The sequence below is a fragment of the Sulfuriflexus mobilis genome, from assembly GCF_003967195.1.
GTDB classification, from domain to species: domain Bacteria; phylum Pseudomonadota; class Gammaproteobacteria; order AKS1; family AKS1; genus Sulfuriflexus; species Sulfuriflexus mobilis.
The window spans coordinates 2,070,457-2,088,028 of sequence record NZ_AP018725.1; the positions used below are offsets into that span (position 1 = coordinate 2,070,457).

At 57.8% G+C, this 17,572-nt stretch carries 14 protein-coding genes; 1 reads left to right on the forward strand and 13 read right to left on the reverse strand.

Going from position 1 to position 17,572, the window contains the following annotated elements; genetic code table 11:
- Nucleotides 1-12: 12 nt before the first annotated feature.
- The 13 genes from EL386_RS10115 to EL386_RS10175 all read right to left on the reverse strand — a co-directional run bounded on the left by EL386_RS10115 (nt 13) and on the right by EL386_RS10175 (nt 16,394).
- Entirely contained in the window at nt 13-3,015 is a 3,003-nt protein-coding gene (locus EL386_RS10115) for a hypothetical protein (protein WP_126455873.1), read from the reverse strand.
- 520 nt (nt 3,016-3,535) lie between these two features.
- Nucleotides 3,536-4,852: an adenylosuccinate synthase gene (locus EL386_RS10120; RefSeq protein ID WP_126455875.1), complete on the reverse strand. Its 1,317-nt coding sequence runs from the start codon at nt 4,850-4,852 to the stop codon at nt 3,536-3,538.
- Nucleotides 4,853-4,915: 63 nt separating this feature from the next.
- Nucleotides 4,916-6,097 (reverse strand): ATP phosphoribosyltransferase regulatory subunit, encoded by a 1,182-nt coding sequence (locus tag EL386_RS10125; RefSeq protein WP_126455878.1) that lies wholly within the window; start codon nt 6,095-6,097, stop codon nt 4,916-4,918.
- A gap of 56 nt (nt 6,098-6,153) precedes the next feature.
- Complete coding sequence (locus EL386_RS10130; protein WP_126455880.1) at nt 6,154-6,339, reverse strand: DUF2065 domain-containing protein; 186 nt, start codon at nt 6,337-6,339, stop codon at nt 6,154-6,156.
- A gap of 112 nt (nt 6,340-6,451) precedes the next feature.
- Entirely contained in the window at nt 6,452-7,318 is an 867-nt protein-coding gene (gene hflC / locus EL386_RS10135; RefSeq protein WP_126455882.1) for a protease modulator HflC, read from the reverse strand.
- The gene (gene hflK, locus EL386_RS10140; RefSeq protein ID WP_126455884.1) at nt 7,318-8,478 is read right to left on the reverse strand and encodes an FtsH protease activity modulator HflK; all 1,161 of its coding nucleotides are present in this window, start codon (nt 8,476-8,478) and stop codon (nt 7,318-7,320) included. The genes hflC and hflK overlap by 1 nt, the downstream gene beginning before the upstream one ends.
- A 95-nt stretch (nt 8,479-8,573) precedes the next feature.
- Nucleotides 8,574-9,782 carry a ribosome rescue GTPase HflX gene (gene hflX, locus EL386_RS10145; RefSeq protein ID WP_126455887.1) on the reverse strand — a complete coding sequence of 403 codons (1,209 nt, stop codon included), beginning with the start codon at nt 9,780-9,782 and terminating at the stop codon, nt 8,574-8,576.
- Nucleotides 9,783-9,847: 65 nt separating this feature from the next.
- A complete protein-coding gene (gene hfq / locus EL386_RS10150) occupies nt 9,848-10,135 on the reverse strand; it encodes an RNA chaperone Hfq (RefSeq protein WP_126455889.1) in 288 nt (95 codons plus the stop codon).
- Between the two features lie 156 nt (nt 10,136-10,291).
- Nucleotides 10,292-11,233: a tRNA (adenosine(37)-N6)-dimethylallyltransferase MiaA gene (gene miaA, locus EL386_RS10155; protein WP_126455891.1), complete on the reverse strand. Its 942-nt coding sequence runs from the start codon at nt 11,231-11,233 to the stop codon at nt 10,292-10,294.
- Between the two features lie 4 nt (nt 11,234-11,237).
- Entirely contained in the window at nt 11,238-12,914 is a 1,677-nt protein-coding gene (mutL, locus tag EL386_RS10160; protein ID WP_126455893.1) for a DNA mismatch repair endonuclease MutL, read from the reverse strand.
- A gap of 57 nt (nt 12,915-12,971) precedes the next feature.
- A complete protein-coding gene (locus EL386_RS10165; RefSeq protein WP_126455895.1) occupies nt 12,972-14,279 on the reverse strand; it encodes an N-acetylmuramoyl-L-alanine amidase in 1,308 nt (435 codons plus the stop codon).
- Between the two features lie 142 nt (nt 14,280-14,421).
- A complete protein-coding gene (gene tsaE / locus EL386_RS10170; protein ID WP_126455897.1) occupies nt 14,422-14,877 on the reverse strand; it encodes a tRNA (adenosine(37)-N6)-threonylcarbamoyltransferase complex ATPase subunit type 1 TsaE in 456 nt (151 codons plus the stop codon).
- Complete coding sequence (locus tag EL386_RS10175; RefSeq protein ID WP_126455899.1) at nt 14,877-16,394, reverse strand: NAD(P)H-hydrate dehydratase; 1,518 nt, start codon at nt 16,392-16,394, stop codon at nt 14,877-14,879. Before EL386_RS10175 ends, tsaE begins: the two co-directional genes overlap by 1 nt.
- A 53-nt stretch (nt 16,395-16,447) precedes the next feature.
- Here EL386_RS10175 and queG point away from each other — a divergent pair, with 53 nt between their 5' ends.
- Nucleotides 16,448-17,521: a tRNA epoxyqueuosine(34) reductase QueG gene (gene queG, locus EL386_RS10180; RefSeq protein WP_126455902.1), complete on the forward strand. Its 1,074-nt coding sequence runs from the start codon at nt 16,448-16,450 to the stop codon at nt 17,519-17,521.
- Nucleotides 17,522-17,572 lie beyond the last annotated feature (51 nt).

The window sequence follows — 17,572 nt, forward strand, 5'->3', positions numbered from 1 at the left end:
GAATTTTTAGTCTCATGGGCTGCCCCCCAGTACCGTGAAGGTATTGGCCGGGCTCAGATCTGCCGAGGTGTTCCCGCCCGGGGTCACCACCGTGATCAGGCGTGGGCCAATCGGCGCATCAGACGCCAGGTTCATTTGCACCGTCACCTCTGTGCCCGCGGCATTGGAGACCGGGTTGGTTGAAAAGGAGATGCCCGTTGACGGTGTTGCCGTCACGGCAATGGCATTTTCCAGGCTTACGCCACGCACCAGCAGGTTAAGGGTTTGCCCCTGCAGTTCCTGAATAGGCGAAATGGATATGACTTCCGGTGTGCCGTCACTGAGCCGGAATTGGTTGGCCGATGCCTCGCTAAACACGAGGTTACCGCTGGCCGTTGCCAGCACCACGGCGCGTGAGGTAATGGCGGCATCGACGGCGACAGTGATAGGCAGTGTTAATAACTTGCCATCCGGGCTGATGGTGAAGGCAGCGGTTTGCGTAATGCCTTCCGGTGGAACAAAACTGACACCCGTTACCAGATCCAGTCCCTCTCCTGTTACGTTCAGATCAAGTGAACTGCCAATGGCCGCGGCGGAGGGTTGTACCTGTCGGGCGAAGCTGCCCTTGGCCACGCCCAATATTGGCGTACGTGCATCCAGTGGCCTTGTTGCCGGTGTGACGGCTTGTTCTATTACCACACCCAACAAATCCGACACTGCATCACGATCCACCGTAGGTGTCGTCGGTGGCTGTTCTTCAATAACAACACCCAGATTATTTGCTGTTATCGGGGTGACGACATTAAGCACCTGGTTAACCAGCATGACAGAGTTGGCCGATGTGGAGACACTCGAACTACTGCCTGCCGGGGTATCGACGACCAGCATGCGTGTACCGGCAGCACTGCCTGCGACCGCGCTGACATTAACGACCAGCGATGTGCCGTCTGCGCTCACGGCGGGGGCACTGGTAGAAATACCCTCGGCGGGCAGGATACGAACCTGTTGCGCGTCATCAAAGAAACGACCACGCAGGCTGAGTTGTGCCGGTGATGCGCCGATTACAATATGTAATGGACTGACGGATTCCAGTACGGGTATCAGGCCGGTGACGAGGAACTGGCTGGCACTGGCCGATGACGCGGGTAATGGCAGACCATTGCGTAACACCTGCACACTCCTTACCAACTGCGGGGCATCGGCGGCGATGCTGACCGGCAAGGTAATGTCCTTACCGTCTGCGGCAATAGTGGCTGCACCGGCCTCCAGACCAGTATTGGGTTGGAACGACACCGTATCACCGGCCTCAAAGCCCTGACCACTCAGGGTGAGGGTGAAGCTGGCACCAATAGGCTGCGACGAGGGCGACAGGCCGGTGACGACCGCACCGAATGCGACGCCGAGGGTATTGGAGGTAATGGGGCCGAGTGTTACCGAGGGACTAGACTGGTTGTCTTCTTTCACCACGCCCAGCGCCAGTGATGAGAGTGGCGTGATGTCTTGCCCCGGCGCATTGACGATGGTCAGGGTATTGGCCGCCGATAAGGTGCTTGCGGAGCTGCCGGCGGGTGTCGTCACCGAGACCAGGCGCGGGCCGAGTGGCACATCCTCGGGGATGCTTATGCGTGCCGTGACCATGGTACCCTCTGCGTTGACTTGAGGCGTGGCGCTGATCATGCCCGATGCCGGCGTGATATTCAGGGCCTCGACATCATGTAATTGTCGCCCTCTCACCGTTACCAGAACACTGGTCGTACCGCGAACCACCACGATCGGATCAATTGAAATGATTTCTGGGATAACGTCCGTGATCAGAAAACGGTCAGACTCCGGTGACACGGCAGGGATCGCCTCACCGGCAATCGCCAGGGTTAATTGCCGCAGGCCTGTTAAGGCACCCTCGACGACACTGATTGCCAGGGTTGCCGACTTGCCGTCTGTGGCCGGTGCATAGGCACCGATCGATATCCCGTCTGCCGGGGATATGTTCACCTCGGTGACCGCATCCAGTCCTGTTCCTGCAAGCGTTAGTACCTGAACACCACCGCCCATGCCAATGCTTTTTGGCGATATGGAGAGCAGCGCATTACCGATATTGATGCCCAGTGGCGTACTTGCCACGGGGCCAATATTTGACGTATCGGGTTCTTCTGCTACGGGATTGACGACAGCGAGTTCCGAGATAATCGGCCCACGCGGTAATAGCTCGGGCGGCTCCGGTGCCGGCGTTAAGGTCACGCCCAGTATCGAAGAGAAGAATGCATTCTCGCCAATCGGTGCAATAAATGGTTCCGTGACAAAAACCGGTACAGAGGAATTTCCCAGCGTGGCTGAACTGATCAGCACGCCGCTATTACCGATGCTTAATGGCTGCACCTCGACGGACACACTCGCCACCGTACTGCCTGCGGGTATCGTGATCGAGGTGGGGCTGATGGTGGCTATGTTTGTATTGGTAACGGAAAAGCTAATGGTGTGATCGGCAATATCCGCTGACGATAGACGAATATCCAGCGCAGTAGCTCCGCTGTTGACACTCGTCGCCAGCGGCGAGGGTGAAACGAACAACACCGGCAGCCGTGGTTGCACCGTTATAGAGGCAGTCGCGTCACCTAACGGCGTGCTGAATGTTAGTTGATGCACACCGAGTGTCGTGGCATTTGTTGCGACCAGGTTGAAGCCCACCTCTGTGCTGCTTGAGGTAACGTTCTGTATGAGAATATCACTATTATCCGGTGTGACGGTGACGCCACGCAGGTCCGTACCGACCACTGTCATCGCAACGGCCGGGCCAATACGTATTATTGCCGGCGTGATAGAGGATATTTGCGGGGGCTGGTTACTGACCTCGGACTCGATTGAGATCAGGTTGCCCGATTCATCATACTGGAAGCCGGTATAATTACGTGAGGTGACGGCACTGGCGGAATTGAGCACCAACCAGAATCCCACAATCAGGCAGAAAGTGATGAAGTGCCCAACAGGTCGGCGTGAACGTCCGATCGCGGCACTAGCCCCCCACTTGCAGAAATCCATTCTCTTCCTTGTGTTATATGCGCCCAATTCTATGAGCGCTTTTTTTATTCCATACTTGCTATGCAAAACATGAATGTTTCGATAGCCACCCTTACCCTGTGAATATCCTCACATAAAGCAATCATTCTGGTCAAGCGCATGCGGAATTTTATTATGACGGTTAAATATCAAGATATATTAAATGAAATTAATGCATTACAGGACAACTTTGATTTTATCTGTAAAGTCTTATGGGAAAATATTTACCGCATACCCATGTCACCGACCCATTCAAAATGGCTCGCACATCTAATTCATGAATGCATAGTAATACAAGAATTAATGAATCATCCATGCAGAGACCCGCTGGATAGTGAAGCACATTATTGGCAACTAAGGTTTGGCGAGTTATTCATTATGCAAATTTTTTACATAATGATTTTATAAGATGGAGATGATGGTTGGTTGCCGATACGCGTGCCGTCCACCGCACGGGCAACGAGCCTCTCGTCCCTGAGAAAGGCTGTTTTCGTTTTGTTGATTATTCGCCGAACGGGTGACGACGAACGATGGTCTCGACGCGATCCGGGCCGGTGGAAATAATATCGGCCGGGGCACCGACGATCGCCTCGATGCGTTCCAGGTAACGACGGGCATTTTCCGGCAGTGCCTCGTAGGACTTTATGCCCACGGTGGATTCCTGCCAGCCCGGTAACTCTTCATAGACCGGTTCACAGGCCTCGAAGGCCTCGGCACCGATCGGATTCACCTCACGAATCTCGCCGTTGTATTTGTAGCCGGTGCAGATACGCAGGGTCTCCATGCCGTCGAGTACGTCGAGCTTGGTGATACACATGCCGGTGATGCTGTTGATGCGGATGGCACGGCGCAGGGTTACGGCATCGAGCCAGCCACAGCGACGGGCACGGCCGGTGGTGGCACCAAACTCGGCACCCTTCTCGGCCATATGGCGACCATTCGCATCATCGAAAGCACCGGTACCGTCAAACAACTCGGTCGGGAACGGACCACCACCGACGCGCGTGGTGTAGGCCTTGACTATACCGAGGATGTAATCGAAATCCATCGGGCCGGTGCCCGTACCGCAGGCGGCACCGCCGGCGGTGGTGTTACTGGATGTTACGTATGGGTAGGTACCGTGGTCGATATCGAGCAGCGTGCCCTGGGCACCTTCATACATGATATTTTCGCCACGCTGACGGGCCTGATAAAGCAGTTCCGGGATATCATCAACCATGGCCAAAAGCCGATCACGAATCGCCAGGACGCCGTCGAGGACTTGCTGGTAATCCACGGCATCGACCTTGAAGTAATTCACCAGCGTGAAGTTGTGATACTCCATGACCTCTTCCAGCCTGGCCTTGAAATGCTCAACATTGAACAGGTCACCGACGCGAATACCACGACGGGAAACCTTGTCTTCGTAGGCGGGGCCAATACCACGACCGGTGGTACCGATGGCCTTCTTGCCACGAGCGATTTCACGTGCCTGATCCAGCGCGACATGATACGGCAGGATCAAGGGGCAGGCCTCACTGATCTTGAGGCGACTGCTGGCGGGTATACCGCCGGCTTCGAGTTCGTCGAGCTCGGTAAACAGGGCCTCGGGGGAGAGCACCACGCCGTTACCGATCATGCAGGAGACATTGTCACGCAGGATACCGGAAGGGATCAGGTGCAAGACGGTCTTTTTGCCGTCGATAACCAGAGTATGCCCGGCGTTATGCCCGCCCTGGAAACGCACCACGTGTGAGGCCTGGTCGGTCAGCAGGTCAACGACCTTGCCCTTGCCTTCATCACCCCAGTGGGCACCAATTACGATTACGTTCTTTGCCATGATATTAATCTTGCCAGTTGAAACTGCTTGTCACTCCAATCCTATCCACCCATGCGCGCGGCATTAAACGGATACGACCTCCCATTGCCCGTTGTGTTGCTCAAGTTTTCGTGAACAACCCATCTCGCTTGCCCCACCCTGTTGTCCAGGCAGTTCGCAAACAACACGTTCACCCTGCGCGCGCAGGGCAGCAATCTTTTCTTGCAGCGCGGTATCGGTATTCACCGGCGCAAAGATCCTGTCAACAACTTCAGCCTGGTTATCGGTCAACAACACCAGTTGTTTCAGGTCAGTACTGAAACCGGTAGCCGGGCGCGCACGACCGAAGATGCGGCCGATGTCATCATAACGACCACCCCAGGCAATCGCCTGGCCGTGTCCCGGCAGGTAGGCGCTGAACATGACACCGGTGTGGTAATGATAGCCACGCAATTCGGCGAGGTCGAAAAACAGCGGCATGTTGGGTAGATAATTTTTCAGGCTGGTGGCGATCTGCCTCAGGTCTTCGAGTGCGGCACGTACGGCCTCACTGGCCGGGGCCAGCACTTCGGCAGCCTCGTCGAGGACTTCATCCCCCCCGTTCAGATCAACCAGGGCACGCAACATCGTCGCCTGGGGTGCGTCCAGCGCCCACTCGTCAAAAAGGCCGTTGATCTCGGGCACGGCCTTGCGCTGCAGGGCATCGAATAACTGCGCCTCCTGCTGTGCATCCAGGCCGGCCTGCTGAACCAGGCCACGGAAGATACCGACATGCGCCAGGTCCAGGTGTACAGCCTTAATGCCGGTCTTTTCCAGTGTCGCCAGCATCAGACGAATGACCTCGATATCACTCTCGACCGTATCGGAGCCGTACAACTCGGCACCACACTGTAAGGGGCTGCGGCCACCGGCAAAACCGTCCGGGCGCGTATGCAATACTGTACCCAGATAACAGAGGCGGCTCGGGGTATCACGGCCCAGTTGGCGCGCATCGATACGCGCGACCTGCGGGGTCATGTCGGCACGAATACCCATGAGGCGACCACTGATCTGGTCGGTGAGTGTAAAGGTTTGTAATTTGAGGTCGTTGCCGGTGCCGGTCAGCAGGGACTCGAGATAATCGATAAGTGGTGGCACAACCAGTTCATAGCCCCAGCTGTGCAATTGGTCGATAAGTTCGCGGCGCAGGCGCTCAAGCCTTTCTGCCTGGGGGGGCAGCAGCTCTTCTATACCTTCCGGTAACAACCATGCGTCATTCGTGCTCATCTTGTTTCATGACCCGCGTTTGCGGCCTTCCCCACGTTATTTTGTTGTCACACACGTCAGCGCAGCAGGTATAACAGGGCGAGGCCCACCAACATGCTGCTCAATCCAGCGATACGCAGTGATTTATCGTCCATTTCAGCCATTTTACGCTGTAATTCGCGCATTGCGGCCGGGTTCAGGAAGGGCAAAATGCCTTCTATCACCAACACCAGCGCCAGCGCGACGAGTAAATCATTCCACATTGTGCCATTCCGTCCTTACACAAAAAAGCCGGGTGCTCGGCCATGTTCTGGCCTCATCTCACCCGGTCTGATATCGCGTCGCGCAGTTTACCACTGCGCGCCCCGATTTTCCCTATTTTTTGCCCTTCGGACTATTGAAATACTTGAAGAAATCCGCACCCGGCTCAATGACAAGGATGTCGTTCTTGCTCGCAAATGAGGCCTTATAGGCATTCAGGCTGCGATACAGCGAGTAGAACTCCTTGTTCTTGTTGTAGGCCTTGGCATAAATCTCGGCAGCCTTGGCATCACCCTCACCACGCAGCGTCTGCGCGTCACGGTAGGCCTCGGCGAGGATCACCGTGTACTGACGATCCGCATCGGCACGCAGACGCTCACCCTCGGCTCGACCACGGGCGCGTAACTCTTTGGCAACACGGTCACGTTCGGCACGCATACGGTCATAGACCGAGCCACTGACATCTAGCGGCAGGTCGATACGCTTGATACGCACGTCGATCACATCGATGCCGTACTTCACGGCCTGGGTCTTGGTGTTGGCGGCAAGGATACTCATGATCTCGGCACGTTCACCGGACACCACTTCACGGATAGTGCGCTTACCAAACTCACTACGCAGCTGATCGTTGACGATCGGGAATAAGGCCGCATTGGCACGATTTGGATCGCCACCCATGGTGATGTAGTACGTCTTCAGGTCACCAATGCGCCACTTCACAAAGGAATCGACGATAACGTTTTTCTTCTCTTTGGTCAGATAACGGGTCGGCTTGGCATCCAGGGTCTGGATGCGCGCATCGAACTTGCGAACGTTATTAATAAACGGCGTCTGCAAATACAGGCCTGGCTCGTAGTCGGTGCGGACAATCTCACCGAGCCGGAACTTGATGACCTTCTCACGCTCATCAACGGTAAACACGGACAGTCCAACCAGTACGAAAGCCGCCACCAGGATCGCCCCTAGGAATTTAATATTCATTAGCGACCTCCTCGGCTGCGTGGGTCAATGACCGTGCGTGGAGCCTGCGGTACATCGGTGCTGTTGCTTGATGCTGACGAAAAGGTGTTTTGCTGACTCGTACCCTGACCTTGCTGACGCATGAGCTGATCCAATGGCAGGTACATGATGTTATTACCAGCCTTTGTGTCCGTCATGATCTTGGTGCTGTTACCTAGCACGGTTTCCATGGTCTCGATATACAAACGCTCACGTGTCACTTCAGGGGCCTTTTCATACTCGATCAGCAGGTTGGCAAAGCGTGCCGCCTCACCGGTAGACGACTCGATGACCTTGCTGCGATAACCCTGTGCATCCAGTACCTCGCGCTGCGCGGCACCTACTGCCTTACCCAACAGGTCACGTGAATAGGCCTCGGCCTCGTTCTTGAAACGAACCTCATCCTCACGTGCCTTCACGGCATCGGCAAAGGCGTTCTGTACCTGCTCGGGCGGCTGGGCGTCCTGCATGTTGAATTCAGTGACTTCCAGACCGGTACCGTAGTCATCCAGGATTTGCTGCACCAGGTCGCGGGCCTGCACCGCCACGACATCACGACCCTCGGTGATGACGTAATCCATATTGGTCTTACCGACGATCTCACGCACCGCCGTTTCCGTCGCATGCAACAGCGACTCTTCCGGGTTACGGACATTAAAGACATAATCACTGGCGTTCTTGATCTTGTACTGCACGCTGAACTCGATATCGATGATGTTTTCATCACGGGTCAGCATCAACGACTCGGCCTGGGTCCCCCCCACGCTGAGCTTACGGATATTCTCCACATTAACGCGCACGAGCTTTTCAACCGGACGTGGCAGGCGCATGTTAAAGCCCGGCTGCAGGGTATCGACGTGCTTGCCGAAACGCAGTACGACGCCGCGCTCGGCAGGTTCGATGACATAACTGGCGTCATACAGGAGCCACGCCGCCAGCACGAGGATGATGATGCTGAAGGTGCCACCCGGGCTGCTACTGGAGCGGCTACCGCTGCCACCGCCGCCACCAAACAGGCCACCGACCTTGTCGCGCATCTTGCGGACGACTTCATCCAGGTCCGGTGGACCCTGGTCGCCTCGATTACCCCAAGGGTCGCGGCCGTTGCCGCCCCCAGAATTACCCGGTTCATTCCAGGCCATGAGCTACTCCAAATATGTTGGTTTTTATAAATTAAACACGAATGAGGGATTGTAGGGGCAGGCCTGACGCATCGCAACCGCTGGCGCAAAGCCTTTCAGGCAATCCGCACATCCTCTTCGTCTATTTCTGTTTCAGGTTCAATAAAATCAGTATGTTCGCTGCCAAATTCATTACTGCCCATATCATCAGCGCCGCGCGCCAGCGTCCCCGCCGTATCAAAACAAAGCTCATGCAGTACCGCACGTAGCTCATCAAGCCCCGCACCACTAACCGCCGAGACCCAGACCCGGCGGACCCGGCCCTGGGCATCGCGGTCGACACGCGGCACGGCACCCTCGATGAGGTCGATCTTGTTAAAGACCTGGATCTGTGGCACGTCCTCGGCACCGATCTCCTCGAGCACGAGGTTGACCTGCTCCATATTCTCTTCGCGCCGCTCACTGCTGGCATCGACCACGTGCAGCAACAGGCTCGCCTCGCGGGTTTCCTCGAGGGTTGACTGGAAGGCCGCCACCAGGTCATGCGGCAGGTGGCGGATAAAACCGACCGTATCCGCCAGCACGATATGTTCACCGATACCGATATCAACCCGACGCAGGGTCGGGTCGAGCGTGGCGAAGAGTTTATCCTCGGCATAGACATCGGCCCCGGAGAGCCGGTTAAACAGTGTCGACTTGCCGGCGTTGGTATAACCGACCAGCGAGACGGTAATTGCGTCCTGGCGACGGCGATGACGACGACCCTGGTCGCGTTGCTTGTGGACCTTTACCAGACGCTTGCGAATATTCTTGATGCGGTTACCTATCAAACGACGGTCCGATTCAAGCTGGGTTTCACCCGGACCACGCAGACCGATGCCGCCCTTCTGGCGTTCAAGGTGGGTCCAGCCTCGCACGAGGCGGGTCGAGAGGTGTTTTAACTGTGCCAGTTCGACCTGTAGCTTGCCTTCATGCGAATGGGCGCGCTGGGCAAAGATATCGAGGATCAGACCGGTACGGTCCAGCACCCGGCACTCAAGTAATTGTTCCAGGTTACGTTCCTGTGCCGGACTCAGGGCGTGGTTAAACAGGACGATCTCCGCCTCCATGCTTTTCACCACGTCACGGATCTCTTCAGCCTTGCCGCTGCCGACAAAGTAACGCGGATGCGGGGAACGACGACTGCCCGTGACAACCTCTACCGGTATGGCGCCGGCAGAAGCCGCCAGCTCACGGAACTCATCGAGTTCTTCGCGATTGTCATCCTGGGGGAAATCGAGGTGAACCAGTACGGCACGCTCACCGCTACGGGGGCGGTCAAACAATGCTGCCCCCGGCGGTCAACGACCCAAGTTTATCATCGGTGGAAAAAGGGATCACTTATGGCCCATTACTTATTACCCGGACCGGCGCTATCGTCTTCTTTGTCTTTTTCTTTTTCTTTTTCACTTTCACCTTCGCTACCCGGAATACGCACGTTACGCGCCGGCACGATAGTGGAAATAGCATGTTTGTAGACCATCTGGTTAACAGCATTTTTCAATAACACCACAAACTGGTCAAACGAATCGATCTGTCCCTGCAACTTGATTCCATTCACGAGGTAGATCGATACTGGCACACGTTCTTTGCGCAGTGCATTCAAAAACGGGTCCTGTAGCATTTGCCCTTTATTCATTTTCTATTCTCCTTATTCTACTTATACGGGCCTTCATGGGCGCCAGGTCCGTTTGTCTCCCAGACCTCGAGCCAGGTAGTACCTCGTACGCAGAAATTTCACGCACAGATGTAATGATACCAAAAACTTATGTCGCATTAACTCTAGTATTAGTGCTTATATTGGGCAGCCGTTAAGGCATTTCAAGACCGACTCCAATAATTTCTCCTCGCCGCTATCGAAGCCGTGTACATGGGTATCACTACGCAGCCAGGTCATTTGTCGCTTTGCCAGTTGCCGCGAGGCAATGATACCCCTTTCAACGGCCTCCTCACGGGAATATTCACCCTGAAGATACTGCCAAATTTGCCGGTAACCCACTGAACGCATTGAGGGCATATCCAGATTCAGGTCGCCACGGGCATACAGGGCCTCGACCTCCTCAATAAAACCCTGCTCGATCATCTGGTGAAAACGCAGCGCAATGCGTGCGCGTAATACCTCACGGTCACCAGGGGCAATGGCCAGCTTGCAGAGGCGATATGGCAGGGTTTCCCGCTCCTCGGCCGCGATCAGCGCGGTCAGGCTGTGACCCGTGAGCATATACACCTCCAGCGCACGCTGGATGCGTTGCGGGTCGTTGGGGTGAATCCGTGCCGCGGCAACGGGGTCCACCTCGGCCAGGCGCGCGTGCAGGCTCGCCCAGCCCTGCTCGGCGGCCTCTGCCTCAAGGCTCGCCCGCACCCCGGCATCGGCCGCAGGCAGGGGTGAGAGGCCATGTTCGAGTGCCCGGAAATACAGCATGGTGCCACCGACCAGCATCGGGATCCGACCGGCCTCGGTGATTTCGTGCATCTCGCGCAGGGCATCGTCGCGAAACTCGGCAGCGGAATAACTCTCGTTGGGCTCGCGGATATCGATCAAACGATGCGGTGCCACGCGCAGGGTCTCGGCATCGGGCTTGGCACTGCCGATATCCATGCCACGGTAGATCTGTCCGGAATCGACACCGATGATCTCCACCGGCAGGCGCCTGACCAACTCCACGGCCAGCGCGGTCTTGCCCGAGGCAGTCGGGCCCATTAAAAAAATGGCAGGGGGCAGTTCGGCGTGTTTCATGCGGCTACGGCTTTAACCACTGTTCCAGGGTTTTTGCCTCCAGCACACGTGCCCAGGGCACGGTTGCCGGCAAGACATCGAGCATATTCAACTGCACACCCAACCACTCACGCAAGGCCGGGACAGATTCCGGCAGCGGCGAGGTGATGGCCGCCGCCTCGGCAAGCCTTTGTAACACGGTCTGGTCATCGGCATGCAGGTGTGACAACACCGCCTGCAACAAGGCCTCGGCCGGCGCGGTTTGTAATAGCATCGGTGCGGTGCGCAATAACAACGTGCCATCATCGACCTGGGTCAATTCAAAACCCAGGCGGCTCATGCGTTGCGAAGCGGACATCAATTGCTCGACCTGCCCGGCTTTTAGCATGATACGTTGTGGCAATAACAACGGTCGCGACTTGATCATGCCCGTATCCACGAGGGCCTGTTGCAGACGCTTGTTGTTCATCGCCGTTAACAGGCCCTGTGTATCCAGCAACCACAGCCTCTCCTCGTCCCGGCATAAGAGGAATCGTCGATGCAATAACTGCAGGGGTTCACCAAAGGGCAAACGCCGTGAGTGGGTTTTATTCGCGGTGTCCGGCCGGGAACTCACCAGGTACAGGGCGTTACGTTCCTGTACGACGGCGCCGCTGTTCACGGCAGCAACGGCATAGCCTGCCGCCCCCTCACCTTGCAGGCTGCGGTTGATGACACTGAACAGAAAATCATGCAACAGACGCCCGTCGCGAAAACGGACCTCGTGTTTGGTCGGGTGCACGTTGACATCGACGCGCGAGGGTTCCAGGTCGATCTTCAAGATGTAGCTCGCATAACGCCCCGCTGGCAAGTTATCGGCATAGGCCTGGCGGATGGCATGATTGACCAGGCGGTCGCGGATCATGCGCCCGTTGATATACACATACTGGTGATCGGCCTGTGAACGGTGCAACGAGGCCGGGGCTACAAAACCCGTTATGTGAATGCCGTCACTCTGCCCTGAAACCGGCAAGGCCACCTCGATAAAACTCTGACCAAAGACCTGCCCAAGCCGGCGTTGATACGTGGCCTCGTCACTGGCTGCGGCCAGACGCAGGACCTGTCGTTCATTATGTCGCAGGGTGATGGCCACGGCCGGGGCACCGAGGGCGATACGCTGTACCACATCCTGCACATGGTTGAACTCGGTCTTGGCCGCACGCATAAAACGTCGCCGTGCCGGGGCATTACAAAACAGCTCCTCGACGATGACACTGGTGCCGGGTGGGTGTGCCGCCGGTTTCACGTCGCTGTGCTGACCCTGCGCATCCACCTCGAGACAATGGCCCTGTTCGCTGCCGACCTGACGGCTGATCAGCTGCAGGCGCGAGACCGAGGCAATGCTTGGCAAGGCCTCGCCACGAAAACCGAGGCTGGCGATCTGCGCCAGTTCTTCAAGACTGAGTAATTTGCTGGTGGCATGGCGCGACAGGGCCAGCGGCAGGTCCTCGGCGTGAATGCCACAACCATTATCGACTATGCGGATACGGCGCAGGCCGCCCTGTTCGATCTCGATCTCGATCTGTGTGGCCCCGGCATCGAGGCTGTTTTCGAGTAACTCTTTTACCACCGAGGCCGGGCGTTCGACCACCTCGCCGGCAGCGATCTGGTTGGCAAGCTGAACCGATAACTGGTGGATACGTCGTTGGACAAAGGCTGGCATGTGCCTAGCTTAATGCAAAGTGCCCGTTAACTATAGGCCCACGGCAGGGCCAGGGGGTTAACTATCGCTGTTTTGCGACGGAATGCGCAGGGTCTGGCCAACGCGCAGATTGTCAGACTCGAGGTTATTTGCCACACGCAAATACTGCATGCTGACCCGATAGTGCTCGGCGATGCCGGACAAGGTCTCGCCATTCTGGATCGTATGGCGGCGTGCCAGGCGCGTTCCCGGTGGTGGGAAACGCTCAAAGTAGTTACGGATCCCGTTCATCATCGCCGTGGCCAGGCGCTGCTGATAGGCAGCGGTACGTAACTTACGTTCTTCTTCCGGATTGGAGATAAAGGCGGTCTCGACCAACACCGAGGGGATATCCGGTGACTTCAGGACCAGAAAGTTGGCCGACTGCACCCTGCGTTTGTGGGTTTTGCCCAGTTGCTTGAGACCCCCAAGGATATTCCCGGCGACATCAAGGCTGGCCTCGAGACTGGCAGTCTGGGACAGGTCCAGCAGCACCGAGGCCAGCAGGTCGTCCTTGTCATCAAGGCTGACACCGCCGATGAGGTCGGCATTGTTTTCACTCGCGGCGAGGAAGCGGGCCGCCTCACTCGAGGCCCCCCGGCGCGACAGGGTATACACCGACGAGCCCTTGGCCTTCGGGTTATGGAAGGCATCTGCATGGATGGAGATGAAGATATCGGCACGCGCCGTGCGGGCCTTGTTGATGCGATCGCGCAAACGAATAAAATAATCGCCGTTGCGGATCATGACCGGACGCATGCCCGGCTCCTCTTTTACCAGGGCCTCGAGCTTACGGGCGACCGCCAGGACCACCTGCTTTTCCTGGGTACCACGATGGCCGCGGGCGCCGGGGTCTTCGCCACCGTGGCCGGCATCAATGGCGATGATCACATCGCGCAGGGTTTCTTTTTTATCCCTGGCTGGCTCACGTGAGCTTTTGGCGACGACGCGTTTTTGCTCGATGTGTTGCAGATCCAGCACCAGGCGGTGACCGTGCTCACCATAGGGCTTGAGGGCAAAACTCTTCGGTCGCAGGGCCTGGTTGGCATCCAGCACGATACGCAGGTCGGTCTGATTGCGGGTGGCACTGCGCAGGCTCTTGATCGGGTTGTCGTCACCTTCGACGGCGGGCAGGTCACCGCGCAGCCGGGCATTTTGCAGGTCGACGACGATGCGGTCCGGGTTTTTCAGGGTAAATAAGGTATGTTCCGTCGGTCCGGAGAGGTCAAAGACCAGGCGGGTATTATCCGGGGCCGGCCACATGCGCACACCCATGACATCGGCCTGCCCGGCCCAACTCGTGGACGCGGACAAGAATAGGGCAGTGGCGAGTAGTAGTCTTTTCATGTTTCACCCCCCGCGGTCGGGCCGCTGGAAGAAAGCTCCGGAAGATCACTTATATATTAACTATATACGCGATTTTCTTATAAAACAACATGAAGAGAATGGCAAGTGTGGGGTTATTCGCGAATCTTATTCCCAGACATGATTACAGCGCCGCGAGGATTGCCTCGCCATGCGGGCTGTGCGCGGAGATTTGCAGGTCCCGGGCCGGCCCGGCATGTTCCAGCGCAATGACGATATCGGCAGGTGGCAGCAATGCCCCCCCGCGTTGCGGCCACTCGATCAGACACAGGCTCTCGGCACTGAAGTAATCACGCAGGCCCATAAACTCGAGCTCTTCCGGGTCACTAAGCCGATATAAATCAAAGTGATAAATGGATACCCCGTTCACTGTATAGGGCTCAACGAGGGTAAAGGTTGGGCTTTTCACCGCCCCCTCGTGGCCCAGGCCCCGCAACAGGCCGCGCACGAGTGTGGTCTTGCCGGTGCCGAGTTCCCCTTGCAGGTAGATCACGCCATGCGACTGACAGGCCCTGGCCAGCTTGGCACCGAGGGCCTGCATGGCCGTATCGGAGGCAATGTGCAACGTATAAGGACTCATCAGAATGCTGCCGGGTTGACGACCTCACGCAGGGTCGCAATGACATCCGAGGCCAGCAGGCCACGTTCGCCGCCCTCTTTGGCAGCAAGGTCTGCGGCCCGGGCATGCACACTCACACCGAGGCGCGCGGCAACCGCCAGGGCATGGGCCGGGTCGGTCTTCAGGCTTCGGCGCTGGGCCAGCAACCCGGCGATCACACCGGTGAGGACGTCACCCATGCCGCCACTGGCCATACCGGGGTTACCGGCATCGCACAGGGCCAGGGGCGAGTCGGCCGCGGCGACGAGGCTGCCGGCACCCTTTAATACGGCCACGCCGCCAAAGCCTTGCTGCAAGGCCTTCACCGCGGCAAAGCGGTCGGCCTGGATCACCGTCGTGTCCTGGTTGAGTAAGCGCGCGGCCTCGCCCGGGTGCGGGGTCAGGATCCAGTTATCACTCTGCACGGGTTCGATGGCCAGCAGGTTCAAGGCGTCGGCATCCACCACCATCGGCAGGCCGCAGGCCAGCACGCTATCGAGCAGCGCCTGCGCCCAGTCGGACTGACCAAGGCCGGGGCCGATCGCCACCACATCCGCCTTTGCCAACAACGGTCGGAGTTCACTCGCCTTAGTTACGGCATGACACATGAGTTCCGGGCGTGCGGCACTAATCGCCGCGGCATGCACGGGCCGGGTGGCGACACTGACCAGACCGGCACCGACACGCAGTGCGGCCTCGGCGGCTAGGCGCACCGCGCCGCCCATACCGGCCTCTCCCCCGATGACGAGCACATGGCCGAAGTCGCCCTTGTGCGCATCACGCCGACGTGGCGCCAGCAGGTGAGCGACGCCCGCAAAGGTCAGGCGGGAGACGGCGGGCACCTGCGACATCAGTACCTGCGGCGGCAGGCGCAGGTCGTCGTATAGCAGCCGCCCACAATACCGCGGCCCCTCGGCGGTAAACAGGCCCTGTTTGAGGGCGATAAAGCTGATAGTAAGTTGCGCGGTAACGGCACAACCCATCGCGCAACCGGTATCGGCATGCAGGCCGGAAGGGATGTCCAGCGCCATGACGCCGGCATGACTCTCATTGATGGCACGCACCGCATCGGCCCAGTCGCCTTCGAGCTCGGTATTCAGGCCGGTGCCGAGCAGGCCATCGACGACGACATCACTGCCGCCGAGGTCGAGGCTGGTTTTATAGTCTTGCGTCTCACCACCGGCATCGCGCCAGAGCCTGGCCATGACCCGGGCATCACCCTTGAGTTTATGTGCGTCACCGACCTGCCAGAGGTGCACTGCAAACCCTGCATCGTGTGCAAGCCGTGCCACGACATAGGCATCGCCACCGTTATTGCCGATACCGGCGAGCACGGCGATGCGCCGGGCACGCGGCCAGGCCTCGCGCAAGGCATTAAAGGCGGCCTGTCCGGCTCGCTCCATGAGCTCGGCACCGGCAATGCCCTGCTCTTCGATCGCCAGGCGATCAAACTCGCGGACCTGCTCGGCACGGTATAAAGCATTCGGTAATCTGCGCATAGCGCGTATCATAGCACTGCGATTAAAACACTGGGCCAAAACACCGCAAGCCAATGCCGACACTGTCAGAACCACAACTCGTCCAGCTTGCACAACAGATCAAGACCTGGGGCAAGGCGCTGGGTTTTCAGCAAGTCGGTATCAGCGACGTGCATCTCGACAAGGCTGAACAGCATTTGCATGACTGGCTGGCAAAGGGCCTGCACGGCGAGATGGACTACATGGCCAAGCACGGTAGCAAACGCACGCGCCCGGCCGAACTCGAACCCGGCACGCAACGTGTGATCTCGGTACGCATGGATTACCTGCCCGATGCCAACGCCATGCAAGAGAATCTAAACGAGGCACAACGCGCCTATGTCTCGCGTTATGCGCTGGGGCGCGATTACCATAAGCTCATGCGCAACCGCCTGCAAAAACTCGCCACTCAAATCTCGGGGGAGATAGGTGAGTTCGGTTACCGTGCCTTTGTCGATAGTGCGCCGGTGCTGGAAAAGGCCATTGCCGCCAAGGCCGGGCTCGGCTGGGTCGGCAAGCACAGTAACCTGATTAATAGTGATGCTGGTTCGTGGTTTTTTCTCGGTGAGCTATATACTGACCTGGCCCTGCCTGTTGATGACAGCACCCCTGATCACTGTGGTACCTGCACGACGTGCATGGATGTCTGCCCCACGCAGGCGATCATCGAACCCTATGTGGTCGATGCGCGTCGCTGTATCAGTTACCTGACCATTGAACTGCATGGCCCCATCCCACCTGAACTGCGCCCACTCATCGGCAACCGCATCTATGGCTGTGACGACTGCCAGTTATATTGCCCGTGGAACCGCTTTGCCGAACTCACGCCGGAGGCGGATTTCCAGCCCCGCCATCAACTCGATGCCATCGGCCTGGTCGAGGCCTTTGGCTGGGATGAAGAGACTTTCTTGAGGCACACCGAGGGCAGTGCCATCCGCCGCATCGGTCATGAACGCTGGTTACGCAATATCGCCGTGGCACTGGGTAACGCACCGCAGGCCGCGAACATCATCGCGGCACTCAAGGGCCGCGCCGCGCACCCCTCGGCGCTGGTCCGCGAACACGTCGAATGGGCACTGCATCGCCAATCCCATGATGAAACCCTATGATTATAAAGGTTTTTGCTTGAAATCAACCCACCCTATCCCTATATTAGGAAA